Origin of the sequence: Alicyclobacillus sp. ALC3, from assembly GCF_028751195.1 — a bacterium.
GTDB lineage: Bacteria > Bacillota > Bacilli > Alicyclobacillales > Alicyclobacillaceae > Alicyclobacillus_L.
On sequence record NZ_CP066784.1, the window covers coordinates 3,562,132 to 3,587,885 of the forward strand.

Annotated in this window: 28 protein-coding genes; 16 read left to right on the top strand and 12 right to left on the bottom strand. The window is 50.3% G+C overall.

The window, feature by feature from the left end:
• Positions 1 to 68 precede the first annotated feature (68 nt).
• The 4 genes from JC200_RS16345 (at position 69) to JC200_RS16360 (ending at position 3,192) form a co-directional block, all read left to right on the top strand.
• Complete coding sequence (locus JC200_RS16345; RefSeq protein ID WP_274432750.1) at positions 69 to 545, top strand: GNAT family N-acetyltransferase; 477 nt, start codon at positions 69 to 71, stop codon at positions 543 to 545.
• A 125-nt stretch (positions 546 to 670) separates the two neighbouring features.
• Positions 671 to 1,324 (top strand): HAD family hydrolase, encoded by a 654-nt coding sequence (locus JC200_RS16350; protein WP_274432751.1) that lies wholly within the window; start codon positions 671 to 673, stop codon positions 1,322 to 1,324.
• 119 nt (positions 1,325 to 1,443) lie between these two features.
• Positions 1,444 to 1,971 (top strand): GNAT family N-acetyltransferase, encoded by a 528-nt coding sequence (locus tag JC200_RS16355; protein WP_274432752.1) that lies wholly within the window; start codon positions 1,444 to 1,446, stop codon positions 1,969 to 1,971.
• A gap of 204 nt (positions 1,972 to 2,175) precedes the next feature.
• On the top strand, positions 2,176 to 3,192 hold the full coding sequence (locus tag JC200_RS16360; protein ID WP_274432753.1) for a serine hydrolase domain-containing protein: 1,017 nt from the start codon (positions 2,176 to 2,178) through the stop codon (positions 3,190 to 3,192).
• Between the two features lie 187 nt (positions 3,193 to 3,379).
• Here the strand turns inward: JC200_RS16360 and JC200_RS16365 are convergent, their stop codons facing one another.
• Positions 3,380 to 3,913, bottom strand: a complete 534-nt coding sequence (locus tag JC200_RS16365; RefSeq protein WP_274432754.1) for a methylated-DNA--[protein]-cysteine S-methyltransferase — start codon at positions 3,911 to 3,913, stop codon at positions 3,380 to 3,382.
• A gap of 2 nt (positions 3,914 to 3,915) precedes the next feature.
• Positions 3,916 to 4,479 (bottom strand): bifunctional transcriptional activator/DNA repair enzyme AdaA, encoded by a 564-nt coding sequence (locus tag JC200_RS16370; protein ID WP_274432755.1) that lies wholly within the window; start codon positions 4,477 to 4,479, stop codon positions 3,916 to 3,918.
• A gap of 145 nt (positions 4,480 to 4,624) precedes the next feature.
• Between JC200_RS16370 and JC200_RS16375 the strand changes: the two genes are divergently transcribed.
• From JC200_RS16375 to JC200_RS16385, 3 genes are all read left to right on the top strand, one after another.
• Complete coding sequence (locus JC200_RS16375; RefSeq protein WP_274432756.1) at positions 4,625 to 5,527, top strand: DMT family transporter; 903 nt, start codon at positions 4,625 to 4,627, stop codon at positions 5,525 to 5,527.
• A gap of 564 nt (positions 5,528 to 6,091) precedes the next feature.
• Entirely contained in the window at positions 6,092 to 6,454 is a 363-nt protein-coding gene (locus JC200_RS16380; RefSeq protein WP_274432757.1) for a glycosyl hydrolase family 18 protein, read from the top strand.
• Positions 6,455 to 6,503: 49 nt separating this feature from the next.
• Positions 6,504 to 6,956: a hypothetical protein gene (locus JC200_RS16385; protein WP_274432758.1), complete on the top strand. Its 453-nt coding sequence runs from the start codon at positions 6,504 to 6,506 to the stop codon at positions 6,954 to 6,956.
• Between the two features lie 158 nt (positions 6,957 to 7,114).
• Here JC200_RS16385 and JC200_RS16390 read toward each other — a convergent pair whose 3' ends face one another.
• Genes JC200_RS16390 through JC200_RS16400 form a run of 3 tightly spaced genes read right to left on the bottom strand, consistent with a single transcriptional unit; the run spans position 7,115 to position 9,153 of the window.
• Positions 7,115 to 7,759, bottom strand: a complete 645-nt coding sequence (locus JC200_RS16390) for a 3-oxoacid CoA-transferase subunit B (RefSeq protein WP_443111917.1) — start codon at positions 7,757 to 7,759, stop codon at positions 7,115 to 7,117.
• Positions 7,749 to 8,414, bottom strand: coding sequence for a CoA transferase subunit A (locus JC200_RS16395; RefSeq protein WP_274432760.1), 666 nt, complete (start codon positions 8,412 to 8,414; stop codon positions 7,749 to 7,751). Before JC200_RS16395 ends, JC200_RS16390 begins: the two co-directional genes overlap by 11 nt.
• Positions 8,404 to 9,153 (bottom strand): GntR family transcriptional regulator, encoded by a 750-nt coding sequence (locus JC200_RS16400; RefSeq protein ID WP_274432761.1) that lies wholly within the window; start codon positions 9,151 to 9,153, stop codon positions 8,404 to 8,406. Before JC200_RS16400 ends, JC200_RS16395 begins: the two co-directional genes overlap by 11 nt.
• 244 nt (positions 9,154 to 9,397) lie before the next feature.
• Between JC200_RS16400 and JC200_RS16405 the strand changes: the two genes are divergently transcribed.
• From JC200_RS16405 to JC200_RS16420, 4 genes are all read left to right on the top strand, one after another.
• Positions 9,398 to 10,357 (top strand): ring-cleaving dioxygenase, encoded by a 960-nt coding sequence (locus JC200_RS16405; protein ID WP_274432762.1) that lies wholly within the window; start codon positions 9,398 to 9,400, stop codon positions 10,355 to 10,357.
• A gap of 24 nt (positions 10,358 to 10,381) precedes the next feature.
• Positions 10,382 to 11,026 (top strand): alpha/beta hydrolase, encoded by a 645-nt coding sequence (locus JC200_RS16410; protein ID WP_274432763.1) that lies wholly within the window; start codon positions 10,382 to 10,384, stop codon positions 11,024 to 11,026.
• 106 nt (positions 11,027 to 11,132) lie between these two features.
• A complete protein-coding gene (locus JC200_RS16415; RefSeq protein ID WP_274432764.1) occupies positions 11,133 to 12,194 on the top strand; it encodes a maleylacetate reductase in 1,062 nt (353 codons plus the stop codon).
• A 273-nt stretch (positions 12,195 to 12,467) separates the two neighbouring features.
• Positions 12,468 to 13,142: a PAS domain-containing protein gene (locus tag JC200_RS16420; protein WP_274432765.1), complete on the top strand. Its 675-nt coding sequence runs from the start codon at positions 12,468 to 12,470 to the stop codon at positions 13,140 to 13,142.
• Between the two features lie 183 nt (positions 13,143 to 13,325).
• Here JC200_RS16420 and JC200_RS16425 read toward each other — a convergent pair whose 3' ends face one another.
• Genes JC200_RS16425 through JC200_RS16435 form a run of 3 tightly spaced genes read right to left on the bottom strand, consistent with a single transcriptional unit; the run spans position 13,326 to position 15,584 of the window.
• Positions 13,326 to 14,381, bottom strand: a complete 1,056-nt coding sequence (locus JC200_RS16425; RefSeq protein ID WP_274432766.1) for an LppP/LprE family lipoprotein — start codon at positions 14,379 to 14,381, stop codon at positions 13,326 to 13,328.
• Positions 14,382 to 14,411: 30 nt separating this feature from the next.
• Positions 14,412 to 15,068 carry an LppP/LprE family lipoprotein gene (locus JC200_RS16430; RefSeq protein WP_274432767.1) on the bottom strand — a complete coding sequence of 219 codons (657 nt, stop codon included), beginning with the start codon at positions 15,066 to 15,068 and terminating at the stop codon, positions 14,412 to 14,414.
• Complete coding sequence (locus JC200_RS16435) at positions 15,069 to 15,584, bottom strand: RNA polymerase sigma factor (RefSeq protein WP_274432768.1); 516 nt, start codon at positions 15,582 to 15,584, stop codon at positions 15,069 to 15,071.
• Positions 15,585 to 15,841: 257 nt separating this feature from the next.
• Between JC200_RS16435 and JC200_RS16440 the strand changes: the two genes are divergently transcribed.
• Together JC200_RS16440 and JC200_RS16445 are read left to right on the top strand one after the other, a co-directional pair.
• Positions 15,842 to 16,189, top strand: a complete 348-nt coding sequence (locus JC200_RS16440; RefSeq protein WP_274432769.1) for a rhodanese-like domain-containing protein — start codon at positions 15,842 to 15,844, stop codon at positions 16,187 to 16,189.
• A 98-nt stretch (positions 16,190 to 16,287) separates the two neighbouring features.
• Positions 16,288 to 16,554: a hypothetical protein gene (locus JC200_RS16445; protein ID WP_274432770.1), complete on the top strand. Its 267-nt coding sequence runs from the start codon at positions 16,288 to 16,290 to the stop codon at positions 16,552 to 16,554.
• A gap of 358 nt (positions 16,555 to 16,912) precedes the next feature.
• On the opposite strand, the gene JC200_RS16450 is transcribed toward JC200_RS16445, so the two are convergent.
• Positions 16,913 to 17,836 (bottom strand): phosphotransferase family protein, encoded by a 924-nt coding sequence (locus tag JC200_RS16450; RefSeq protein ID WP_274432771.1) that lies wholly within the window; start codon positions 17,834 to 17,836, stop codon positions 16,913 to 16,915.
• 90 nt (positions 17,837 to 17,926) lie between these two features.
• Between JC200_RS16450 and JC200_RS16455 the strand changes: the two genes are divergently transcribed.
• From JC200_RS16455 to JC200_RS16465, 3 genes are all read left to right on the top strand, one after another.
• Positions 17,927 to 18,958, top strand: coding sequence for a Cj0069 family protein (locus tag JC200_RS16455; RefSeq protein ID WP_274432772.1), 1,032 nt, complete (start codon positions 17,927 to 17,929; stop codon positions 18,956 to 18,958).
• A gap of 162 nt (positions 18,959 to 19,120) precedes the next feature.
• On the top strand, positions 19,121 to 20,113 hold the full coding sequence (locus JC200_RS16460; protein ID WP_274432773.1) for a hypothetical protein: 993 nt from the start codon (positions 19,121 to 19,123) through the stop codon (positions 20,111 to 20,113).
• Between the two features lie 644 nt (positions 20,114 to 20,757).
• Positions 20,758 to 21,081: a sigma factor gene (locus JC200_RS16465; RefSeq protein WP_274432774.1), complete on the top strand. Its 324-nt coding sequence runs from the start codon at positions 20,758 to 20,760 to the stop codon at positions 21,079 to 21,081.
• A 217-nt stretch (positions 21,082 to 21,298) separates the two neighbouring features.
• Here the strand turns inward: JC200_RS16465 and JC200_RS16470 are convergent, their stop codons facing one another.
• The 3 genes from JC200_RS16470 to JC200_RS16480 all read right to left on the bottom strand — a co-directional run bounded on the left by JC200_RS16470 (position 21,299) and on the right by JC200_RS16480 (position 25,563).
• Entirely contained in the window at positions 21,299 to 23,251 is a 1,953-nt protein-coding gene (locus JC200_RS16470; RefSeq protein WP_274432775.1) for a beta-N-acetylglucosaminidase domain-containing protein, read from the bottom strand.
• 168 nt (positions 23,252 to 23,419) lie between these two features.
• Positions 23,420 to 24,847, bottom strand: a complete 1,428-nt coding sequence (locus JC200_RS16475; RefSeq protein WP_274432776.1) for a HAMP domain-containing sensor histidine kinase — start codon at positions 24,845 to 24,847, stop codon at positions 23,420 to 23,422.
• Positions 24,844 to 25,563, bottom strand: coding sequence for a response regulator transcription factor (locus JC200_RS16480; RefSeq protein WP_274432777.1), 720 nt, complete (start codon positions 25,561 to 25,563; stop codon positions 24,844 to 24,846). Before JC200_RS16480 ends, JC200_RS16475 begins: the two co-directional genes overlap by 4 nt.
• Positions 25,564 to 25,754: the final 191 nt, after the last annotated feature.

Genomic DNA, 25,754 nt, shown 5'->3' on the forward strand with positions numbered 1-25,754 from the left:
ATGATTATGCCGTTTGATCCGTCAATCATTCAAAATGTACCGCTATTGCTGGATCGGGGGAGCCGTCTTTGAAATATGAAGTATACACCGAATTACAGGTCGAACAGCCGTGGTATGAGGGCATGTGCAAGCTACATGATCTCGTCTTTGGTAAGAACGATTCATACATAATCGGAGAAGAGTTGTCTCTTCAGCGTCAGTTTCTAATACTTGTCACTGTACACGAGGGTCAGGTAGTGGGGTACAAGATTGGTTATCAGGAGCGTACAAGTCGGTTCTACAGTTGGCTCGGCGGGGTACACCCGGAATTTAGGAATCAGGGTATAGCCGGTGAATTGATGAGTAGACAGCATAACTGGTGCAAGAGCTGCGGTTACAATGTGATTCGCACTCAGACCAGAAACACTTGGCGTGAAATGCTAGTTCTGAACTTACATAATGGATACGATGTTGTCGGCACACGGACGGAACAAGGCGAAACAACGATTCTCCTTGAGAAATGTCTCTCTGAGGACGAGGACCTGCCCGGCGAATCCAGTTCGTAATTGAATGGGTATACAGCGGAGAGCATCGTGCCCTCTTGCGCATCAGGGCAGCATAATTTCATATCAGTCAACTCGGGTGAATATCTGCTAATGGACTGTATGACGCAGAACTGGGAGTGACGTCGGTGAAGGCCTATACGACTATCCTTTTTGACCTAGATGGGACGCTTACAGATCCCAAAGTGGGTATAACAAAATCAGTTCAATTTGCCTTAGCTAAGCTCGGGATCGCCGAACCGGACCTGGAGAAATTAACTCCTTTCATTGGTCCTCCGTTACACGTTAATTTTCAGCGCGTGTACCATTTCAGTCCCTCACAAGTACAACTAGCCGTAGAGTATTACCGTCAGTACTTTAAGGAGGGTGGAATGTACGAAAACGTGCCGTACGATGGCATTACCAGGTTGTTGAAATCCCTTAAAAGACAATCTCGACGTTTAATAGTTGCCACATCAAAACCAACCGTATTTGCCGAGCAGATTCTCAACCACTTTGATCTTTCACCATTCTTCGACTGCGTCATCGGAAGCAATCTTGATGGAACACGGTCAGATAAGTCAGAGGTAATAAGTTATGTCATGAGTCAATATGGTGACATCCCTAAGGCGGACTTCGTGATGGTGGGAGACCGAGAGCATGACATCATTGGAGCCCATTCCAGTGGTATCCATTGCGTGGGAGTCACGTACGGATACGGTTCTAGAGACGAATTAATGAGGGTAAACCCAACACATGCTGCAGACACCGTCTACGATTTGTTTGAGATATTGGGTTGCTAAAGAGTTTTATGGAACTGTGCATAAGCATGCAATGAGAGGGCTGATACCTTGCTGCGCATTCGGGCAGCAAAGTGCAAGTAGCTCCTTTCGAATTGGTAAGAGGACGAGGAGGTAGAGAAGTGAAAGATTCGGGGTTCATGTCGAATTCGAATATGCGAGTACAAACTGAAAGACTGGTTCTTCGTATACCATGTCTTGAAGATACGGCAGATGTATTCTCTATCCATTCCAACCCGGAAACCAACAACCATAATCCTGCTGGTCCAATGAAGCATTTAGATGAAGCACGGGAACGAGTAGCCGGATGGGTCAATGACTGGACGAGGAATGGTATTGGATACTGGACTGTTATCGAAGGACTTCATAATAAAGTTATCGGTGTTAGCGGAGTACGAGTGATGGAATGGTCTGGACGAAAAATATTAAACCTGTATTATCGTTACGGTCCAGAAGCATGGGGCAAGGGATATGCAACTGAAGTTGCACAGGAAGCGCTAAGAGCCGCTCAGTCTTATCAACCCGACTTACCAATTGTTTCGCGCACACGTCCTACAAACGTTCCAGCAATGCGAGTTGCGGAGCGGATTGGGCTCCACCGTCGTCCGGATTTGGACACGGAGCACGCCGTGTATGTGTCAAGATGGTAAAACATCCACAGTGTTTGGTCATTCCTTGTTGTACGTTTGGGGCTTGAGTTGAGCAGAGACGAGGCAACCTCCGTCGCATGAATATACAGGGCAAGTCACTGGATGTTTGTTGGACATAGGGGCAGGAGTGTTTAATAGCCAACCTTTCGATTGTCCGAATAGTGCTATGATTACTGGGCGGATAAATTTGGAGGACTTTCGACCATGGATATGACGGTGGAGATTGGTCACGTACAGGCAAACAACGATTTTTCTGGGACTGTATTAGTTAAAGATAGCACAAGTACTTTGGTGGAGCTAAGTTACGGCTATGCCAATCGTTCCGAGCAACTTAGGAATAATTCGCTCACACGGTTTGGTATTGGTTCAGGATGTAAGATCTTTACCGCTGTAGCCATTTGTCAACTTGTCGAAAGCGGAAAACTGTCCTTTGAATCAAGGCTCAAAGATTGCGTTGATGTTTACTTCCCCAATTTCAACGAAGAAGTGACCATTCATCATCTTCTGACGCATACATCAGGTATCCCAGACTACTATGATGAAGAGGTCATGGGCGTGGGCGACTTCGAAGAGTTGTGGCGAGAGAGACCGATGTATCACATAAGAACACTGAAGGACTTCTTGCCATTGTTTCAAAAAAGCGCAATGAAATTCGAACCAGGGGCTCAATTTAGCTACAACAATGCTGGATATATTTTGTTGGGCTTGGTTGTTGAGGCAGCAAGTCAGCAAAGGTTTACAGACTATGTTCAAGAAAACGTGTTTAACAAGGCTGCCATGAGTAGGTCTGGCTATTTTGAGTTTGATACGCTTCCAGGGAATACAGCACAAGGGTATATCGACTTCTCGGATGGTAGCTGGAAGACAAATATTTATTCACTGCCTGCCAAAGGCGGCTCAGATGGTGGGGCATTTGTAACCGTTCACGACATGGATAAATTCTGGGATGCCCTGATGAACCATCAGTTAATTAGTCCCGAGCTTACTCAGCGAATGCTTAAGGACCATGTTCGAGCAGATGATGAGGATTGCTACGGCTATGGGGTCTGGGTTACAAAGACCCCAGAAAGCATCGTTAAATATCACGTTATGGGCTACGATCCAGGCGTGAGCTTCCACTCTGCGTACTACTCCGACAAAGCCATGAAAGCAATTGTATGCTCAAACAGGTCCACGGGCGCAGCTGATATTGTGAGGTGTATCGAGGGCGAAATTCTATAATTGGCACGATGGGTATTCCTCAGGCATGGGGCTACCTCCCTCACCACAGTTGGATGCAATTTCTGCATATACATACAGCGGGGGCTAGACAGGTGTTGTGGAACAAACGGGCAGAAGAGTACGATAAGGGGGGAGCAAATGGAACGATATTTGGCGTCTGTATATTTAAAGTATATGTTGCCCCATTTCATAGGTAGTACTCGGGTTCTTTTGGTAAGAAGCCTTCCAACTGCAGCAAGCTCTCTTTCAATAGCAGCCTTCCCCGGTAACCCGTCAAATTACCGTCCTTCCCAATTACGCGATGGCACGGGATAAGAAACGGGATCGGATTAACGCCAATGGCATGGGCAACAGCCCTCACGGCATCTTGTCGACCGATTCTTTCGGCGATATCGCTGTAGGTTCTTGTTTGTCCAGCAGGGATGTCAATTAGTGCTTGCCAAACCGCGATTTGAAAATCCGTTCCTTGTAAATCTAGCGGCAATTCGTGAATATCTACACGTCCGTACTCTAAATATTGATGCAAAGCATCCTTGTAGGCTTTCACTTTCAACGGATCGCGGGTCAGCACACGCCCAGGCAGACGATTTTGAACAAAGTCTTCGACAGCTTCAAAAGACTCGTCTGGCCAAGAAACCAACGCCAACCCCAGATCTGTTGCAACGAGGTACAAAATACATTCCTTGAACTTTACGGTGCCCCAGTAAACTCGTTCAGCCATTGCTATACCCCCTTCGAGACATTAGAATTTTGAATCGAACTTCGATACACAGAAGGTGATTGTCCGAATTGCTTACGGAACACGGTTGAAAAGTGAGATGCACTTATGAATCCTACAGACACTGCAACTTCGGTCACATTCAGGTCTGTATCCTCGAGTAACTCATTGGCTTCCGTCAATCGTTTATGCAGTAAATATTCCGCAGGCGTCAAACCTGCCATCCGCTTGAAAACATGGTGCAAATGATACTGATTGATGTGTAACGCCTTCGAAATTCCGCCGAGCGTGAGCGGTTCACTGTAATGGGCCTCAATGTATTCCTTTGTCCTATGCACGAGTTCCTCCGCTGGCCAGCGAAACTGATCCGGCCGACAACGCTTGCAGGCGCGAAACCCGGCTTCGATGGCTGCGTCCACGGTCATGAAAACAAGGACATTGTCCTTCTTCGGTTCTCTGGACTTACAGGACGGTCTACAGAAAATTCCTGTTGTCTTCACCGCGTAAAAGAATTGTCCATCACAGGACGAATCGCAATGAATGATGGCATTCCACTGTTCATCCAGCACATGCGTTCCCCCCTCTGCCTTTAGTATAGTACCCCTTCTGAAGCGTGATAAGGCCAGTCGGATGAGACGACAAGATTACGAAAGCCAAGAAGCGGGTCAACTGTTACAACAGATGATGAAGTCATCAATTCGAGGAGGAACATCTATGAAAGTAAGAGACATAATCATGCTATTGATTTTAGCCGCCTTGTGGGGCGGATCCTTCCTATTTATGCGCATCGGCGCACCGGTTTTAGGGCCTCTTGTCCTCATTGAACTACGTGTCCTTTTTGCCGCCATCACGCTCGTGATTTTTGCACTGGTAACCAGACACCGAATTCGCATCCTTCATAAGTGGTGGCAGTATTTCGTGCTCGGCGCGACCAACGCTGCGATTCCGTTCACGTTGATTTCATACGCTGAGCTTCGCCTTGACGCGGGTTTGGCGGCTACCCTAAATGCAACCACACCTATGTTTACGGCGATAGTGGCATGGCTATGGACCAAGGAACCGTTTACGTTAAAGAAGTTTTCTGGCGTCGTCATGGGCATTGTCGGAGTTGGCATTTTGGTCGGCTGGGATTCCGGCGCGCGCGGTTCGCAACTTTGGATATCGGTTTCATTCTCCCTGCTTGCGGCGGTTTTCTACGGGATCGCAGGTGTCTTTTCTTCCAAGCATTTCAAAGGGGAAAAACCGATGGACATGGCGATTGGTCAACAGTTGGCCGCCAGTCTTCTGCTGATACCGTTCAGTCTCGCAGTGCTTCCGCACACCATGCCCTCCAAAATCGTCATTTTTTCTGTTCTTGGGTTGGCCATACTCTGTACGGCAGTCGCCTATCTGTTCTATTTCGCTTTAATCCACAGTGTTGGCCCAGTGAAAACATTGACTGTCACGTTTTTAGTGCCGGTGTTCGGAGTGATTTGGGGCGGACTATTCCTTGGGGAAGCGATTACAATCCGGCTTATCATTGGGCTGCTCATCATCTTGGCGAGTGTGGCGCTTGTTGCCAATGTTCGCCTCAAGAAGCCGCAGAGCAATCGTTCAATATCATCGAAAATCTCTTAATCTCGATTTATTGGAGGTTTTCAAATGATGCACCCTGTTGAGGAACACTTATCCTACGGTGTGATAAGTACAGAAAACGTTCTGTCGCTAACGGGGGCGTTAGCGACACAAGCATGCTTGGTCTCTATGCATGATTATGCGGATTATCTGTATATAGTTAAGGAACTGTGAAGTCGATACCGTGTTTTGCATCGCTGTGTCCGTTTTTCTTCTGCGTGAGCGGATATTTAGTTACTGATCCAATCGAACTCGAGACAACTTATCGGGCCATTGACTCGCTACCCGTTAATCAGCGTACGAATGTCGTTGACATGGACATCCCAATCACTTGAGTTCACTGCAGATGAGACAATCCTGCTAACTCGTAGCGCTACAACTTGCGAAGTTCCTCCAAATGTACTTCAGAGTTTGTAAAGCACTATTCAACCGGCGTCGAAATCGTCCTTTCTTCAACCCCTCATAAATACCACTCAATCGCGGTTGTCTGTGTACTCTAATGCGGGTCGGCGGACCCCCAATGGCAAATAGCCCCTCTCAGCGGTGCTCGACTTCGCTACATCTGTTATGCAAAACAACAAGATTCTGATGGGCATGGCGCTCTACGGGTACGACTGGCCACTGCCGCACACACCAGGCACGCGTGCCTCGGGGCTTTCGAACCTGACCGCGCAGAAGCTCGCGATGGCGCAGCAAGTGCCGATTCAGTGGGACAGCGCAGCGCAGTCTCCCTATTTCCGCTATCGCGCGTCTGACGGCGTAGACCATGATGTGTGGTTTGAAGACGCACTGTCGACTCTGATTAAGTTCCAGCTCGTGCAAGACATGAACCTACACGGACTAACATATTGGGTCCTCGGCCAGGAGTCACCGTGGACGTACTACCTGATGACAGACCGCTTTAATGTCCGGAAGCTTCCCGCCAGGTGAAGATCCGCATGGTCGATCCAACTTGACTCGAAAATAGGAGGTGAGCGCGATGCGTGATTCCACTGGTCCCCATTTAACCGACAATGTAAGCAGTGCGGGCACAATTGACACTGTTTCTGCCGATTCAGCTTCTCTCCCGCCCAAAGCGCCATGCGCGGAAGGCAGTCACACCGACGCGGTGAGCATGCACTACCGCCGCCTTCGCGTCGGTGACCGCATCCGAATTCGCCCGACGGCCAAGAGTCAGTACGCCGGCTGCGAAGGTGTGGTCACCTACGTGGGGCGAACAGTGTGCGACGTCAAACTTGAGTTCGGGAAGCGCAAACGGCGTGTGCAAGGAAGTGCGCGAGAAAAAGAATGCGTGGAGACGGCCTACGAAATCGTGCCGAAGGACGAAATTGAGAGTATCAAGCAGCATGTCGAACTGATCCGCTTTGCTGACGGGCCAGTCTCGGGCCAAACCGGTCGTTTGTCGCGTATGTGTTGGCCGCGGCGTGCGTAGCGGCGGCGGTGTGTTTGTGGGTGATGCACTGAAGGCTGCCATATGGGGATGCAGGCAACATGTTTTTGTAGGGACCGCGGTCAGCGAACAGTGCTGCTGGCTGGTCCCGTCTGTTTGATGAGTTACACGGTTCCAAGGAGAAGGTGCCAATTCGTCTCTTATGCTTGAAGTTCGACAAGGAAATGGGCGTCCGTCAAGCGCTGCACGGTCTTCAGTTCGGCACCTGGTTGCAACTCAATCAACGCCAGGTCGGTTCGGCGAACTTCGAACACAGCTAGGTCGGTGACGATGAAGTTCACCCGACGCTCTGCAGTGACGGGAAGCGTACAGCGCTTGACTAGCTTTGGTGTGCCGTCCTGAGCAGTATGCGTCATGGTGACAATCACCTTTCTGGCTCCGACCAGTAGGTCCATCGCGCCGCCAACCCCTAGTATTGGCTTTCCAGGTACCGTCCAATTTGCGACGCGACCCTGCTCATCCACTTGCAGGGCTCCGAGGATCGCCACGTCGATGTGCCCACCGCGAATCATCGCAAACGAGTCTGCGCTCGAAAAGAAGCTGCTGCCAACGACTTCAGTCACCGGCACCTTCCCGGCATTGATGAGGTCTGGGTCCACGTCTTCCTGGGAGGGTGATGGACCGACACCGAGTAAACCGTTCTCTGTGTGCAGGTGTACTGTTACTGTGTTCGGGACATAGTTTGCAACTAAGGTGGGGATGCCGACACCGAGGTTTACTACGTCTCCGTCGCAGAGCTCCTGTGCGGCCCGCGCTGCAATGGCGTGTTTTACGTCAGGCACCAGTACCGCTCCTTTGCACAATGAGATCTACGTACAAATGCGGCGTCGTGATGCGCTCTGCGTCCAACCTGCCCGGTTCCACAATATCGTCGACTAGGGCTATCACTAGCTCGGCTGCGGTCGCCATGACAGGGTTGAAGTTGCGCGCAGTCTTACGGTACACGAGGTTCCCGAAATGGTCCGCCTGATGCGCGCGGATGAGCGCAACATGTGCATGGAGCGGCTTCACGAACAGGTACAGTTCTCCGTCGATGTCGCGAAGTTCTTGGCCCTCTGCGAGTAAGGTTCCGACCCCGGTTCTTGTGTAGAAACCGCCCAGTCCTGCTCCGGCCGAGCGCATGGCTTCCGCCAGTGTGCCTTGAGGCATCAATTCTACCAACAACTCGCCTCGATCTCTTGCCCTGGCGACATTTGGGTTGCTGGTGAAAAACGATCCGATGGCTTTGCGGATGCGCCCGCTTTGCAGCAGTACGTCCAGTCCTTTTCCTGGTTCACCGATATTGTTGCTGACAATGGTCAGTTCAGTCTGCCCCTGCCGATGCAGTTCTGCCACTAATTCGAGCGGACAACCAACCAGGCCGAAGCCCCCAACCATGAGCGTCATGCCGCTGTGCACCTTGGCAATGGCCTCTTCCTTGGTCGCGATCTTACTTTTCATCGTGTTTTATTCCGTCCTTTACGCGTGTTTTTGCTCCTGTGTGCTGCAAGACACTTAGTACCTTGTTGCATACGTGTTGACTGTGACGCTGGGCAGCTTCACTCGCGCCGGCCCCGTCGTGGCGCAGGCAGGCTTCGTACATTTTCCGATGCTCTGCCCAGGCTTCTGACTTGTACCCAGCGTCCAGGTATAGGCGGTAGTACGCTGCCAGCTTGTTGTGGATCCGTTGAATCATTTGTGCTAACTGCGGTCTCTGACACGCGGTATAGATGGTACGATGGAAGTCTTGATTGAGTCCCAGAATGTACTCGAAATCAGAGGATGACTCCGCTTCTTGGAGGATCCGGGCGAGTGTCTCAATCTGGTCGTTGGCGATGTGGTCGATGGCGGCACTGAAGGCGGCACCTTCCAGAATGCCGAGAATGAAGTGGAGTTCTTCAAGTTCCTCGGGTGTGCGTTCTGTGACGAACGCTCCTTTGTGAGGAACCAACGAGACTAAGTCTTCCGCAGTCAGCGTGCGGATGGCTTCGCGGACGGGAATGATGCTGACGCCCATTTGTTGCGCTATCAAGCCTTGGTCCAGCTTTTCTCCAGGCAGAAAGTGACCGACAAGGATGGCTCTGCGTAATCGATCGGCGACGAGTTCCTCACGGGTCTGCGGCACATAATCTCCGGCAGGCCCTGCCTGACTGACAAGAGACTCGCTTGAATTCGGATACCGGCCTGCATCGGGACTCATTGCTGCCACCCTCTCCAAACGTCGTTGGCTGTTCTTGCGTGTAATAAATAATGTGACAACGTGTTGACGATTTTATATTTTATAATTTATATTATATCTGAACATTCAACTAGATATCAAGCACATGGAGCTACTATGCAGCTGGTGGTGCAGGACAGCGAGCGGGGGGCGGCTCACTCATCCGTGAAATCGGTTACAGCCTCGGTTGCAGCTTGACGTGTCACAAGCAAAGGAGGAGAAACAGATGACGGTCTATCCAACGGGAATTCACCACGTAACAGCCTGCGCAGGGGCAGCGCGAGAGGATGTCGACTTCTTCACGCACATCGTGGGGCAGCGCATGATTAAGCAGACCATTTTGTTTGACGGCGCTGACAGCATCTATCACCTCTACTACGCAAATCGCAATGCGGAGATTGGAACGGTTATGACAACGTTTCCTTTCAAACAACGTGGTTTGGTTGGACGCAAAGGAACCGGACAGGTTAAGTACATCTCCTATACTGTCCCGGAGGCGTCACTGGAGTTTTGGAGGAAACATTTTGACAAACACAACATTGAGCATGGCCCAATCGAGTCCCGGTTCGGCCACAAGCGCATACACTTCTTTCACCCCGCGGGTCTGGAGTTCGAACTAGTCGGAGATGACGAGGATAAGCGGCTTGGCTACGTGACCGATGAAATCTCGGACGCGGAGGCAGTGCGTGGGTTTCACAGCGTGACGATGTCGGTGCGGGACAAAATAGAGCAGGAGCGGTTCTTGGTTGATGGGTTCGGCTTTCAAAAAACGGGAGAAGAGGGACCGTATCTGCGGTTTGAAACCGGCACCGGAGGGGCTCAAAAGACAGTCTATCTGCTCCATGAACCGGATGTGCCGCAAGGGACTTGGTCGTACGGCGTCGGCACGGTACATCACGTTGCATTTGCAGCCGCGAACGACGATGAACTCGCAGAGATTAAGGCACGCATAGAGGGTTTAGGATACACGGACATTTCGGAAGTCAAAGACCGGCAGTACTTTCATTCCATCTACATGCGCTCACCGGGTGGTATCTTGTGCGAGGTAGCCAGCAGCGATATTGGGTTCGCCATTGACGAGCCGCTCGAGCGTCTCGGCCACGAATTGCTACTGCCAGCTTGGTTCGAACACCGTCGGCAAGAAGTGCTGGATATTCTCGAACCGATCAAAAATCCGCAGATCTGATGGCGGTCGGCCGGAGGTGAAGTTGTGAACATACACATGCGGCAGCCGGCCGTTACGCGCGGCGCTCGGTTGCAAGAGGCGAGTGCCGCTGTCGTGATGATGCACGGGCGGGACCGAAACGTAGAAGACATTCTCTCAATCGCAGACCGCATCGGCCTGCCAAGTGTCCACTACGTGGCCCCGCAGGCTGAGGCGTATAGCTGGTACCCCGGGCGCTTCATGGACCGTCTCGCTGTCAACGAGTCTCATCTCCAGTCGGCGCTTGAATGTTATAACTTCCATGTCCATAGTTTGGTCTCTGGAGGCATCCCTCTTCATCGTCTGGTTTTACTTGGATTCTCTCAAGGGGCCTGTGTCACGGCGGAGTACGCGATTCGCCATGCCAGGCGGTACGGGGGCGTGATCATCTATACTGGGGCGCTGATTGGTCCAGATGAAGGTGATTGGAACTATGGCGGGGACTTCGTGGGGACACCTGTGTTTTGCGGCTCCAGCGATGTCGACGGCTGGATCCCGGAGTACCGTGTTCATCACACGGCAAACCTTTTGCAGGAGCGAGGCGCGGACGTAACCACGCGCATTTATCCCGGAATGGGCCACATCGTGAGTGATGACGAGGTCGCATTTGCAAGGCAGTTGATCGAAAAGATTCAAACCATGCCGGCCTAGGGCCGCCAGACGAACGTAGGTGCCGCGCGGGGTCCGAGACGGTCTGTGTTAGTCTTGTGATGCTAGGACTCCGCGCCGCATTGATGTGCGAGTGGAGGGACCGGACATGAAGGGGTTTCGGTATGACACACAAGCGGGACGCGTAGTGTTCGGAGTTGGTTCAGTCGCAACGGTGCGCTGGGAAGTGGAGCAGCTCGCGATGCGGCGGGTGGCCGTCCTCTGTACGCCGGGGCGGGCGGCACTAGCGGAAACCATTGTCCGCGACCTCGGCGAACTGTGCGTTGGGACCTACACGCAGGCTGAGGAGCATGTTCCGCGTCCGGTTGTCGACAATGCTCTGCGGGTTGTAGCAGCGTGGCGCGCTGACGGCCTTGTCGCTGCGGGTGGAGGGGCGACCATCGGTCTGGCTAAGGCCATCGCTTTAGAAACAGGTCTGCCAATCGTTGCGGTCGCTACCACGTATTCCGGTTCGGAAATGACGCCAGTGTGGGGCATTACCGACAACGGGCAAAAAGTCACCGGGAAGAATTTGGTGGTGAAGCCGAAGACCGTGATTTACGACCCGGCTCTGACGACCTCGCTGCCGGCGCGTGTATCCGCGACAAGCGGCATGAACGCCATCGCGCATTGCGTTGAGGGTTTGTACGCAGAGAACGTCGACCCTGTCACGTCACTCCTTGCCGAAGAAGGAATCCGGGCGTTAGCGCAAAGTCTGCCTGCAGTTGTGCTGGAACCGGAGAACATTGGGTCACGAAGTCGCGCATTGTACGGCGCTTGGCTGGCGGGCACGGTGCTCGCTACGGTGGGCATGGCTCTGCACCACAAACTTTGCCATGTTCTAGGAGGCGCGTATCACTTGCCGCATGCTGACATACATACGGTCATCTTGCCGCATGTGGCCCGCTACAATGCTGGCGCAGCGCCGGGTGCAATGGCGGCTGTGGGCCGGGCGCTCGGTACCAACACCGAGGATGCGCCTGGTGCCCTGTTTGATCTCGCGCTGTCAATGGGGGCGCCAACTTCTCTCGTACAACTCGGCATGGCCCGGGAGCAATTAGACGAGGCCGCAAAGCTGGTTGTGCAAAATCCCTACTACAACCCCAGACCGATAGAGAACGAGGCGATTCGTCAGCTGTTGCAAGCAGCGTACGACGGCGTACGGCCGTGACACTTTTGAACATCGATGCAGATATGGGCATATAATATAACTGAATGAGTCGAATGATGAAACTAAAGGAGAAAAGGCATGGCGGTGGGACTGTCTCTCAAAGTGAGAGGCAGTCTTTTTCTATGCACCCCTGCACGATAACCCCCGTGCCCCACTCGACAGAGTAATCCCGACAATTACTTGTTTTTTGTCGATTCGACAAGAAATGACACCGCGATCACGGCTGCTTTGATATATTTGTTAACACTTCGGATTTGCTAAGGAGCAGACGCCATGGATGATGACAGAATAGTCTTGGGGGACATTACATTCACATCTCATGAAATCACTCGTACGTACCTCACTTTCATGATTCAATCTCCATACGCCGTCATTCTCCATGACCGTGACGGATTTCGGTACGTAAATCCCGCAGGCTTGCGGTTGTTTGGCGTACCAGACCTGTCCGACATTCGCAGCCGTGTACTGACAGAGTTCATCTGTGAAGAAAAACGTGAGGCAGTTGCGACGTTGCTCGCCACTTCTTCTTCTCAAACACGCAGTCCAATTGAGGCTAGGCTGTTCAATACGTTAGAGCAAAAGGTTGATGTGGAGATTATGGCGACATCAATTGTTGTAGGTGGGCAAGAGGTCTTACAAGTCACGCTTCGCGATGTGAGTAGCAGAAACCTCATTGAAGAAATTCGTCGTCGGCAGCAGGAATGGAAAACTATTCGAAACTTCATCGGCCATCTCGCGGACAAGACACTCAACCCCCTAACCACGATTGAAGGTTTTCTGACGCTATTAAAAGAAGGATCCGATGAGGTCAATATCGATGTTCTCCTCAATGAAGCTAAGTCTATTCAGCAAGTCTGGAGCCAAATTATCGATATAACCCAGAACACGGACAGCATGGGTGTCGTCAAGGATGGTTTTTTAACGCAGGTTGATTCGACGCAAGAATAGTTAGATAATTCGATCATTAGGTGAGAATCGTTGAGCATACCGAGGGACTTGGGAGAGTGTTAGGGGAAATAGAGTCAATCTGTTCACAGTCCATGTAACGCAGGTTGTTTGGCAGTGTGAGCGGGTCGGGGACTAGGCGCCCCCGACTCGCTCGTTCGGTTGCACAGCTTCACTTTACGCGTATCAGCTGAACTGCTTTGGATAAGGTTTGTTAGGTACCAGCTTGGAGCCGTTCCACGTATACGTAATCGTAACAGGGGTTCCAGTCGGGTTGGCGAATGAATCATTTGCCTTGTAAACAGGATAGGTAACTGCAATTGCTCCCGTTCCAGCAGCTCGTGCACCAGTGATTTCTAAGCTTGCTTGAGCATCTGCCCCCGCATATTGACCATTGACAAAGAATAACACGCGTTGATTATGCCCATCTTGTGACGAGGAAAGAATGCATATCCAAGCTGACAATGTTTCGCCATTGGCAGTTTTGACGGATGCATTGGGTTGTTGAGTTGTGACAGAATAACCCTTACTCTCAATTACAGCAATCTCATGTGCGTAATTGGCAGACTGGGAAGGTGTATTGAACTGTACAGGGTACGGTTTGTTCGGAACTAGCTGCGATCCGTTCCACGTATACGTAATCGTGACTGGCGTTCCGGTTGGGTTGGCAAAGGAATCATTGGCCTTGTAAACAGGGTACGTTACAGCAATGCCATTTCCACTCGCTTGAGCGCCTGTGATTTCCAAACTCGGTTTTGACGTGTCTGTTCCTAAATACTTTCCATTGAGGAAGAAGAAAACGTACTGATTGTGTCCGTCGGAACGCATCGCCACGCCAATCCAGGCAGTCAGTGTATCCCCGGAACCTGTCTGGACCGATGCGTTTGGTTTAGTGGCGACTACATCGTACCCCTTGCCTTTAATCAGAGCGATCTCATTTGCATATGCACTTGAATTCGACACGGTAGGAGTCGACTTCAAGGTCGATGCTGTCGTTTTAGCGCCAGACGTACTAGTATATGACGTAGACCCGGCATTGATGGCGGATGTACTTGTTGCAGAGGTTGATACGGTACTGTTACCTAGCGTGCGTTTTGACGCAGTGCCGGCACCAGAAGTGTTTACTATTGGATTTGCAACTTGATGATGTGTAGCTCCAAGTGCTTTAGGAATGGTACCACACCCCGCTAACGTCAACAGAACCAGCCCCGTGATCGGTACAAATGCAAATCGCTTGTTCATGACAAAACCTCCTCGTAGTTGAACCGGCTATTAGCCAAATTGTTTTGGATATGGTTTATTCGCAACCAACTTCGAACCGTTCCAAGTATAAGTAATGGTCACAGGTGTACCAGTTGGTTTAGCAAGAGCATCGGTACTCTTATAAACGGGATAAGTCACTGCAATTGCTCCCGTTCCAGCAGCCTTAGCAGTGGTTATCTCAGGGCTTAGCTGGGCATCCGTTTCTAAAAATTTGCCGTTGAGGAAGAAGAAAACGTGCTCCGCGTACCCGTCTTGTGACGCAGAGAGGATACATATCCAAGCTGACAATGTTTCACCAGTCGCAGTTTTGACAGACGCATTAGGCTTATGAGCTGTCACTGAATAGCCCTTGCTGTGGATTACAGCCATCTCGCTTGCGTAGGTGACACTGTTGTTAGGTACCGTCGTCCGCGAAGCCGTTGTATTGCTGGGGGGCTTACGTTGCCCGTGACCAGAGTAGGCATAAAATCCGCCTGCGACGAGGAGAACAGCAGCAACAGCAGCCGCGCTGGTACCCCAGACACCTGAGTGACGTTTGGCACGCTTTGGTTTTTCTTGACCGAGTGCCTCTTCGATGTGGTTCCAGATTTCTTGTTGCCTTTGAGGCGACATTTTGACTTCGGACACAGTTCCCAGTTGCTCGAGGGTTTCCTTTTCCGATTTCATCTACACCTTCACCTCCTCAGGGCGACTGCCAAGAATCTCCCGAAGTTTCAACAGTGCGCGATGCGTCGTGTTGTGCACTTTCTTTTCCGACCAGCCGAGAATCGCGGCCGTTTCACTGACTGAGACATTTTCGATATGCCTAAGGACAATCACGTGTCGATACTCATCATTCAATTGCACCAATGCCTCTTTTATCTCCAGCACCATTCCCGCAGACGCGGTCGAAGTGTCAACGACTTCGGGGAGTTCCTTATCTGCAAGGTATTTCCTCTCTGTGCGTTTCTTACGGAGTACATCGAAGATGTAATTCCGTGCAATGCTCATCAACCAGGTTTTTGCGCTGGAATCTCGCCGGTAGCTGTCAGCGGAACGACATGCGCGTAAGAACACCTCTTGCACGACATCGTACGCGTCAGATGAATTACCAAGTGTTGCCCACGCGTACCGATACACATCATTTGAGTAAAGTTCGTATAGCGAGTGAATGAATTCTCTTGTTGACGCGCCAGCCTTCATGTCTTCTTCACCACCTCCACTCCTGACATAAAATTAGACGTACTAGTCATTGGTTTTTCTCAGTGACTTCGCGACTTTTGTAATCCAGTTGCAACGCAGGCCAGTTCGTGTGACCTTCAATCGTCGGACTGTCTCACTCAGGGTTCAAAATGGTGGAGAATTTCATTGCAGGTGGTAATCTTGAGATCGCGAGACTTAACGTGAATCTGGTCGCCTTCGGTCCCATCAACGGGACGAATCATGAGGAGGGGTTGCATTTGAACATCTTTAATTTGTTTCATCATCCAAGCGGACTTACAGACTTGTCGCCACAAGAGGTTTTGGGGCGGATCCAACAAGACCCCAACGTCGTGATCTTGGATGTGCGAACGCCTACGGAGTACAGAACGGGTCATATCGAGAGTGCTACATCTTACCCGCTTGGACACGAATCGGCGATTGCCAAAGACTTTTCACCTGATGACCCGATTATTCTGATATGTAAATCCGGTCACAGGAGTCAAGCGGCGGCGAACACTTTGATGAAACTGGGATTTCGTCACCTCTCACACTTACAGGGTGGGATGGATCGCTGGAAGCGGGAAGGTCTTCCCATCAAATCGTGACTTGGGACAGTTTCATCATGCGACTAAAGTCTATTTTGGTCGGACATGTCTGTGCTACGCTGTAGTCACATGCTTTTAGGCTGGTGCTGGGAAGTTCAATGCATGTCCTGTTGATCATACTGATTGTCTTGCTGTCCATTCTTGTCATTATTATCGGAATTATCGCATTCTTGATGATTTCGGTTTTCATGACGATACAGCCGATACTTCAATTCATTGGGAAAATCGGACTGTATTTGTGGCTCTCAGAAATCAGTCACAAAATTGCTCGCCGATTTGGCCACCACGATAAAACGGTGATTTGCCCAGAGAATTGGCCGAACTCCGAAGAGCACGCCATGAGAACTGAAGATATGGATTCGTGAGAAGCGAATGAGTCAAGGTACGAGGAAATTGATGAAGTCTAATACCGCTCAAATCAACCTTTGCGTTGAGGACGTAAATGTGCGGCTCTGTGGAAAACCTACGTGAGTCACAAATTTAGGACTTATTCATTATCTTTTAAGAATCTCCAAAAAAACCAAAAACATATAGACAAAAATCCAGCTCCGGACAAAAACATAAAGATCGCCAGGCCCACAATTTGCCTCCTACCACTAATTCAAACATGCATCAATACCACACTGTTACTCGTTGCAACTTTACACGATTGAATATCGATATTGTAGCAGAACATATGAGGGAGATGGGCGCTTATGCTCCCTCATCTCCCTTGACGCAAATTTACAGGTGTTCCAGTAGGGACTTTAAGTCCGCTGCTGATTCCAGACTGAACTCCGTTTGATAGGCGATCGCCATCATGTCTGAGAGTATCATCACGACTTCCCACGTACCTAGGAAAGCGTCGTCGACTGCTTTCTCCGCTGTGTATCCCGCGAGAACAGCTTGTCTGTCATCAGGTAGGTTCCATCGCCATAAATCCAAGGCAGGATGACTGAAATACGCGTCGCCAAAGTCAATTAGTCCCGTGAACAGCCCAGTTGACTTGTCCACAAACGTATGGGTTGGACCTGGATTGGAGTGAAGAGCGACGTGGTCTTCTGACTGTGGTAACGCTGCAAGAGACTTCTCGGCGACTTGTTCCGGTGTGTAAGGCAGTGCCCATTCGACGCGTTTATTTGTGATGCGTTCTATAAGTTCCTCGAACGATTCCTGAAACCCAGCCTTCACTTCAGCGAAGCTCGTCTCACCTGGAAACAGCCCGCTTTCGCGAAATGGTTCCTGAGGCACTGAGTGAATGTGTCTCAGCGTCTGTCCGAGTTTGAAAAGCGTTGCTTTGCGTGCATCACCATCGAGTGTGGTGTTGACAATGGCTACCCCAGGCACTCTTGTCATGACCGTATATTCAATCGTGCCTTCACGTCCATACCCGAGTACCTTTGGAACACTGATCTGCTCGTCCAGAGACAACTGCTTCAGGAAGAAAGCTTCCTTCTCCAGGCTAGTCAGTGGGCGCAACTGTTGTGGACGCTGCACTTTCAAAATAATATCGCTGTCCACCGTATACGTGCGTGCTTCTCCGCCGGATTCGTCTATGCTGGTGACGGACTTCACATCGGGCACATGTTTCCGGACGATTGTAAGGACAACTTCATTGCTATGGATAGGGTCTGGTGCGTCTGGTTGAAGGTAAATGTGTTTCGGCAATGAAATGCCCCCTTTTACGGATTCATAGTATCATACAATAGTCTTAGCTGCTGTTCTGCTCATATCTTACATGACAAAGGAGCATTCGAAATGAAACCAGAGCGACGGGTGGCAATTCTATGGCGCGGAGACCGGAAAGCGCGTAACCAGGCGACTACGGAGAACAATCGATTCAGCGCGGTCTTCGCAGAGTTCCAGAAGCACGGGTTTCGAGCGGAACCTGCGATTTACGATGATTCATTTGCTGAAGAAGTACTGGAGCAACTCCTTGATGTGGATGGAGTGCTGGTATGGGTGAACCCAGTCCAGGATGGAGCAGACCGAGCTGTTTTGAATGAAGTGCTGAGAGAAGTGGCGTCACACGGGGTTTTTGTCAGCACACATCCCGATACCATTTTGAAGCTTGGCACCAAAGAAGTTCTATTTCAAACGCGAGAAATGGATTGGGGCGGTGACATTTACCTGTACAAATCTATCGAAGAACTAGGCACGCAACTACCATCACGCCTCGCAAACGGCGCATCCCGCGTTCTAAAGCAGAACCGTGGCAATGGGGGGCACGGCATCTGGCGAGTGGACTTGGTTGAGGGAACCCTCAAGACCGAGCCTACCGTACGTGTGATTCAAGCAGAGCGCGATAGCACTGGGCAACAGATGGCGCTCTGCGATTTCGTCAAGAAATGCGAAGCGTATTTTGCGGGTTCTGGACAAATGATTGATCAGCCGTTTCACTCTCCAGTTCCCAACGGAATGGTGCGCTGCTACATGTCCCAAAACCAAGTAGTCGGATTCGGACATCAATATGTCACGGCCTTACTTCATGAACCGAAGGAACCGCAGCCAAGACTTTACCATCCAGAAACGAAGCCTGAATTTCAAACGCTCAAGACCAAAATGGAGAATAAATGGTTGCCGCAGTTACAAGCGTTGCTAAACATTGAAACGGCCTCGCTACCGATTATATGGGACGCAGATTTCCTTTCTGGGCCCAAGGCACCAAATGGGGAAGAGCCCTACGTCTTGTGCGAAATCAACGTGAGTTCCGTACATCCTTATCCCGAGTCCGCCGTACCATACTTGGTAAAAAACGCAGTTGAACAGGTGTTGGTGCGCCGAAAGTGAACGATGGTGGCACAAGGCCCATCAAACTAAGGAGCGAGCCGGTTGCCCCATTTGAAAGCACTCCCTATCCCACCGGGTGTGTGACCCCGAACCAGGGTTACCTACGTTAGTTCGTCACAATGGAGCAACGTGAAACGTCACCTACGTAGGGGGTGATTCGCAATGAACAGCTCGGAGGACGAATTAAGAGAACGATTAAAAAACATGACCGAACTACTTGTTTCCGAGTGTCTTCGGTATCGTATTCTCAATGGCGTGATTCACAAAATCAAGTTGGAACAAAGGCGAGCCCAAGTTATAAAAACGCTCCCTCGAATCTTTGCACCCGCAGTTGGACTAGCGGTCGCAAGTATGTTCCTTGTCCTCATTTTTAACGGGGCTCTTGATAATCAACGTTTACGAACAACTGCCACAGGTGTTCATCCACATGTAAAGGCCTCGGAGCCGTCGGCTTATAAACTGAGCACATTGCCAATCTCAGTTAGTGATCTTCATGTTCAAGGGACAAATGTGAGCGCTTCCTTGACAAACAACGGAGCTGTTTCTATACGCCAACAAGATGCCGTCGGCGTTTTGAGTTTTAGCGGAAACAAACCTCAACCATTGAAGAGCAACCCATTTAGAGGGGGCCAGTCTCTTGTCTTTGTAAATCTCCTCAACCAGCCCAACGGTTCTATCGCGCCTCATCAAACTGTAACTTGGACATTTAGACCAATTGGAACGCCAGTCAATGTTCAAGGCAACTTGGTTGGTACTCCCCACTTGATTTTTATCCGCTCACAGTCCAATCTGCGTAATGCGGGAAATTTAACGTGGAATGTTCCGGCTATCAAAGAAGGGCCCATAAACGTATCTGTAAGTCAACTGAATAGGCACGCGGAATCAATCCACGTCAGCGTAACATTGACCAATATCACAACTCAGCCCATCTTTTTGTCTAGGCTAAAGGGCATTGTTTGGTTTGACAAATCTCGTGACTGGAACTGGATGAAACCGGCTGCTATTAGATTTATAGAACACGTCACACCCAGCCAAGGAGTTATAAAACCCAACAGTTCTACGCAGGTCCGTTTTGACTTAATCGGCTCGCAGTCTGTCAATTATGCAGGCTTGGTAGCGCACGTTGTTTTAGTTCAAACACCTCTTCACGAATAGTTCCATCTGGCGAACAACGGGGCTGATTCGCGAGAAAGAAAGCAAATACAAAAGCCATCGCTGCAAGCGAAGGACATGCGGCAGGCGGGGCAGAGACTAGCACTGCCCCGCCTGCCGGGCTTTAATTGATTTCGTGTTGTTTTCCCGCGCTGCGAACCGTTAGTCCCAGCTTCGTGCCACCGCGAACACGAACGTAACCCCCGCAACAAATACCACAAAGACTCCACCGAAGACATACCACATGCCCTTCGCCTCCATCCCACAACCTGATGCTCTAGGTCAATTTGTTAGTGAAACCCAGATAAGACGGGTGCAATGTGCGGTACTGTCCCGAGGGGCAAGTACAGTGGGGAGGGGGCAGCGACGCCGCACGATGCTCAATCGTCAAGGAACAGTATATCATGAATAGTGCGAATTTAGAATATAAAGCCAAGCCGATTGGGCAGTTTTAGCAACGGTTCGATGGTGCAATCGTCTCCTTGGGGCTATTGACCGAGCGTCTAAGATTGCATCTAAACGTGTGTGACTGCGAGTCTGTTTCTTGCCTACAAGGAGTGGACTCAAATTGTTTGGTTTTGCAGTTAACAAGTCAAAGAGTGGAATCGTCAAATGTACATCAGGGCATCGAAAAGGGGAGTGACTGCTTGGATTCCAATGTTGTGCATGAAATAGAGGAATTGTTCGGGGTGGATAAGCACGCGTTGTACCGTCATGCCCTGTTCTTACTGGGGAATTCGGCAGATGCAGAAGATGCTGTGTCAGAAACATTTATCAAGGCTTTGAGATTTGTAGGTGCTTTTAAACGACGGGCAAGCCTTCGAACTTGGCTGTGGGCTATCCTGCGCAATCAGTGTGTGGACATGCTAAGAAATCGAGAGAGAATTTTCAGCAAAGTGATACCCGGTGATACGTACTCAGATGCGTTCGACTCGACTGTAGTGGAGCGGCTCTATTGGACAACACGGTGACAGGGAACGTGAGCACCGCGAAATCCGAGCTCGTATCTCTGTTGCAAGGATGGAAGGTTCCTTGAGCCAGCAAAACTGAGCCCCAAAAGTGTTGACTATACTAACTGAACGTAGCTGACAAACGAAAGTCGCATCGTCAGGTCCTGTTGTGCGACGTATGACTTCATTCCCGTCGTTGTTCTATGTGAGAAGGGAGCGCCCGTTGTATTCGTTGGACTTACGGTTGATTGCTTGCCACTTTGTTCATGAACGCGATGATGCTACGGCCAATTGCATAGGGAGACGCATTCACGAGTTTGAGTTGCTGCGAAAGTGTCTGCTTATTGTGCCGACTTGGCTGTTCCATCACGTTCAGTGCATCAAGACCACCTTGTCCTTCTTCGCCAAGCTTCGTTAACCACGGTTGAATCTCCGTAAGCAGTTCGTGATCCGTGATGGTTGGCGGGAGCGTGTTTGGCAGACTAGCGAGGGTGTGAAACTCAGACGCTAACTGATTTTCCGCTGCCTTTCGCCCGGAGGCCGATGAGGCATTCCAGAATGCCGCGATCATGGACTGCGTGGGTGCGTAACTCGTGGAATTCAGGGTACTCGTCGTATTGAACTCCGCGAACGTCTTAAAGAGAACTGGATTCGTGATGCCCGGCATCTGAGTTATCGACTTCTCCCAGTCCGTTTTGGGCTGGTATCCAACTGGGTTCTGCAGGTAATCAGCTATCGTCTGCAAAGGCAACTTAGAAGCCTCTGGTTGCAGCATTGGATTGCTGATATAGCCTGACAGATTGTTCAACAGTGTCGCATCTCTCCCTTGGAGAGGACCCATCAGTAAGTGGGGCTGATTCCCTTGGTTGTATGTGTAGTCATTGACCGGGTAATTATCCCAAAGAATTGGCTTGCGACCAAGCAGTTGCGTGATTGTCTTGGCCTGGCTGCTGGTGATGGTTTGGTTTAGCACCCACTTCCCAGTCCAGATGACCTTGATATTTTGGTTCAATGTCGACCGCAGCGTCTGCCAATAAGGACCGTCAACCAACCCATAGTATGATGTGGGGGTAAACCAAAGTTGGAAACTCGGGTCCTTCGCCTGTTCGTCAGACAAAATCTGATTGGCTAGTTCCATTTGCGCCTTTGCGTAGTTGTTGCCGTACACCTCTTGATCCGCAGGTTTTAATTGCGTCTCAATGTCATCAAAAGACAGCATGAAAGTGTTGACTCCAATTGAGCGAAGTTGGTCAATCTTCGCCTCCAACGCCTTTCGGTCTGACGCAGAGCTATACGTAATGGAAGCGTTGATTGCACTCGTTGAGGTTCCTGTCATACCGGGAGAAATGGAGTAAACAAAGCGAACACTATCAGCTTGTGCGTTGGTAACAAGTGTCTTCATTTGCGCAAGTTGAGCAGCAGGATAGGGGAGCCGCCAATTGACTCTTTGGTATGGGTCTCCCTTTGGTGCATACACATAGGTGTTCAAATGTTCCTTTTGCATAAACTGAAACATATTTATTCGCTCTTGGTCACTCCAAGGCGTTCCATAAAAACCCTCTATAATCCCCCTGATCGGGATTTGTGATGAAGCAGACGTCGTTGGTTGTTGTGGACTTGATGAGACCGCACTAGCATCGAAGACGGAAACGTGATCAACTTTGTTTGAATGTGTGTTAATGATGAATTGAAGCTGGTAGGTGGAGTTCACTTGGTAGATCTCGTTGACTTGCCCGGGTTCCGGGGTGGTGGTCGAGTTCGGGTTGCCAAGTATCGCTCGTACATCGGACAGTGACAGACTTTGTACTTGCTTACTGTAAGTACGGACGTCAAAAATGAAACCGTTCTGATTAAACCCAAAAGCCGCATGCTTTGAATTGTAGGTGGCGTACATCCCTGCCCCAGCCGTATTCTGTGTATCGGGTTGTCCCCAACGCTGCTTCACCTGTGTAATGTATGATTGCCCAGCTATGAATGGAGAATTGTCCACCTGGCCCGATTGGGCCAAGACATGCAAGTGTCGGACTATGGCGGCGGAACTCGGCTGACCACTAGCCTCAGAACCAGACGATACGTTTCTTAGCGAACTGGAGCCGACTGGGTTACTCGCACAACCATCAATCACGAACACTGATGCCGACAACAGGCACGCCCATATCACCATCTGGCGAGTGCCGTTCATCCCGTTCATAGATATCCTCCCTAACTGTCTCGTCTCGTTGTCGTATGCCAAGCACAGGAGTGCGTTCTAGACTTGTAGACATTTAGACGACGCTATGGAGGGTACTGTTTCATTCATACTGCGGGACTATACGAAACGCCGGTGCGAATGTAAGCGCGTGCTCAGTTCAAGGCACTTCTAGGTTCGTTGCTTCGGCAATTGAATTTGAAACACGGTTTCTACATTGGGGGTACTCGTGAACTGAACTGTCCCTCGGTGTAATTCAACAATTTCTTTGACAATGGACAGGCCAATTCCAAGTCCTTCTCCACTTCTCGACGCGCCGCGGTAAAAACGCTCGAAAATCAGATCCCGGTCGTCGGAGCTAATGCCCTTGCCGTGATCGGCTACAGATAGATACACTGTGTCATGTCTCTCTTCCAGGGCGATTTTGAGGAAGTGCCCGTCATACCCATACCGAACCGCATTGTCTAACAAATTGCGAACGGCGCGTTCCATGAGAGTCGCGTCAAACTCTAACTCGACATCCTCTTCTGGTATTTCGGCCTCAACGACTATTTCTTGCCCGTCTAAAAACAGCATGTAATCTGCCACAATTCTTCGCACGAGTTCAGACAAGTTATGAAGCGATAGTTGAGGTTTAAATACGGTACCATCCTGCCGTGACACGTCTAGTAGTTGACCGAGAAGGTTGTTCATGTATCGAGACCGTTGCAGAATGATTTTCGCGCCAACTTGCAATTCTTGTTCATCCTTATAGCTGCGAGTGCGGATCGTTTCGGCGTAACCCAAAATCATTGTGAGTGGTGTCCGCAAATCATGTGAGAGGTTGGATATTAGTAGCTTCCTTCGGGCCTCTAATTGTTCAATTTGATTGGCCTGCTTGCTGATTCTCTGTGCCATGGAATTATAATAGCGTGCCAACTGGCCAATTTCGTCACGCGAAGGGTCTTCGAGAATATGGGGATCGGTTCCTAAACTGACCTGGTTGAGTGCCGAGTTTAGATTCTGCAGACGGCGATTGATGGACGAGAAAAACCGCAGGGAGATGAGGAGCGGCACAAGGATGGACAGAAAAATCGGTGCCATGAACCAAAACAGGGCTCTGGATGTGTGGGTATAGAAGGCCCTGACCGAACGAACATACATGTAAAGTTCCCCTGGTTTCACTTCGTTGCTGCTCAAACTTAGCAACAAATAATAGGTCCGGCCTTTTTGGCTTACCGAAGAAGCGAACGTTAGCGGTTCATTTCGGCGCCACATTTGATATGGCATATTGATGAATTTTCCTGTGATTTGAGAAAAGTTATAATGGGTCGCTACACCAGTTGTGTCGTAGATGACATTTCCGCTGGACGATAGTAACTCCAGGCGTAGAGCAGGTTTTTGGCTGTGAACTGCATCTAAAATCGGCTGAATCTCAGCTCTGTCTAGTGTCCGTTGTTGGGAAATCCGTTGGACCGTCTGCTTTAAAGTCACCTGTAAGGCTGCCAGGGAGTATTGACCACCAAGCGTCCCAACCAAATTAGAGAGCAGACCCGCAAGCACCAAAGTACTCATCGCGCTGACTATCAGGATGAGCCGCAATTTTGTTCCGGTCTTCATAATCCGTCCCCCGAAAATCGATAGCCGACACCCCTTACTGACTGAAGGTGGAGTGGGGACTCACTAGCGTCTCCGAGTAAACTGCGCAGTCGGCTGATGAACACACTTAGGTTGTTGCTGTCGAAGTTTTCATGGTTCCATACATGCTGGTATATCTCTCGCTTGGTGAGCACCCGGTCAGGGTTTCGCATGAACAGTTGCAGAAGCCTGCACTCGACATCCGTCAAAGGGGAGCGTTTGCCGTTGTTGTGCAGTAATCGGTTATCAACATCGAGAACCAGTGCTGACAAGCGGATGACCTCCGACTGATCGCTCGAATGGCGGCGATGTCTTCGCAAATGGGCTTGCACGCGCGCAACTAGTTCCATCGGGCTGAACGGTTTCGTCATGAAGTCGTCCGCGCCTAGGTCGAGCGTGTCTACTTTATCTGGGATGTCCCCTCGGGCGCTGAGCACGATGACAGGGGTATCTGAATCACTACGTCGTATGAGTTGGAGGACGTCGAACCCGTTCAGGTCATCCATCATCAAATCCAAGATTAATAATTCAATTCGATATTTCTGCATCTGTTCGACCGCTTGTCGCCCCGACGCTGCCTCAACAACGTGCCAGCCTGCTTGTTCTAAGTGTTTGCGTACGAGCGTCCGTATCTCGGGCTCGTCATCCACCACGAGAATGTGATGCATGGTATACCACTCTCCGTACACAAAGTTCATGCCACCTAGCAGAATATCCGATGAATGCGGATTGCGAAAGTGCGAACATTTGTATCCAAGTGTCGTTAAGACTTCATTAAGAAAACTTTCCGGGATTATCGCTAGGATCTCGAGTGTACACCGGAGCCTGTGCGTCGTCAGCTAGCCGCAGAATGAAGTACACAGACAGATTGCTTCAAGTGTTTTCAGGT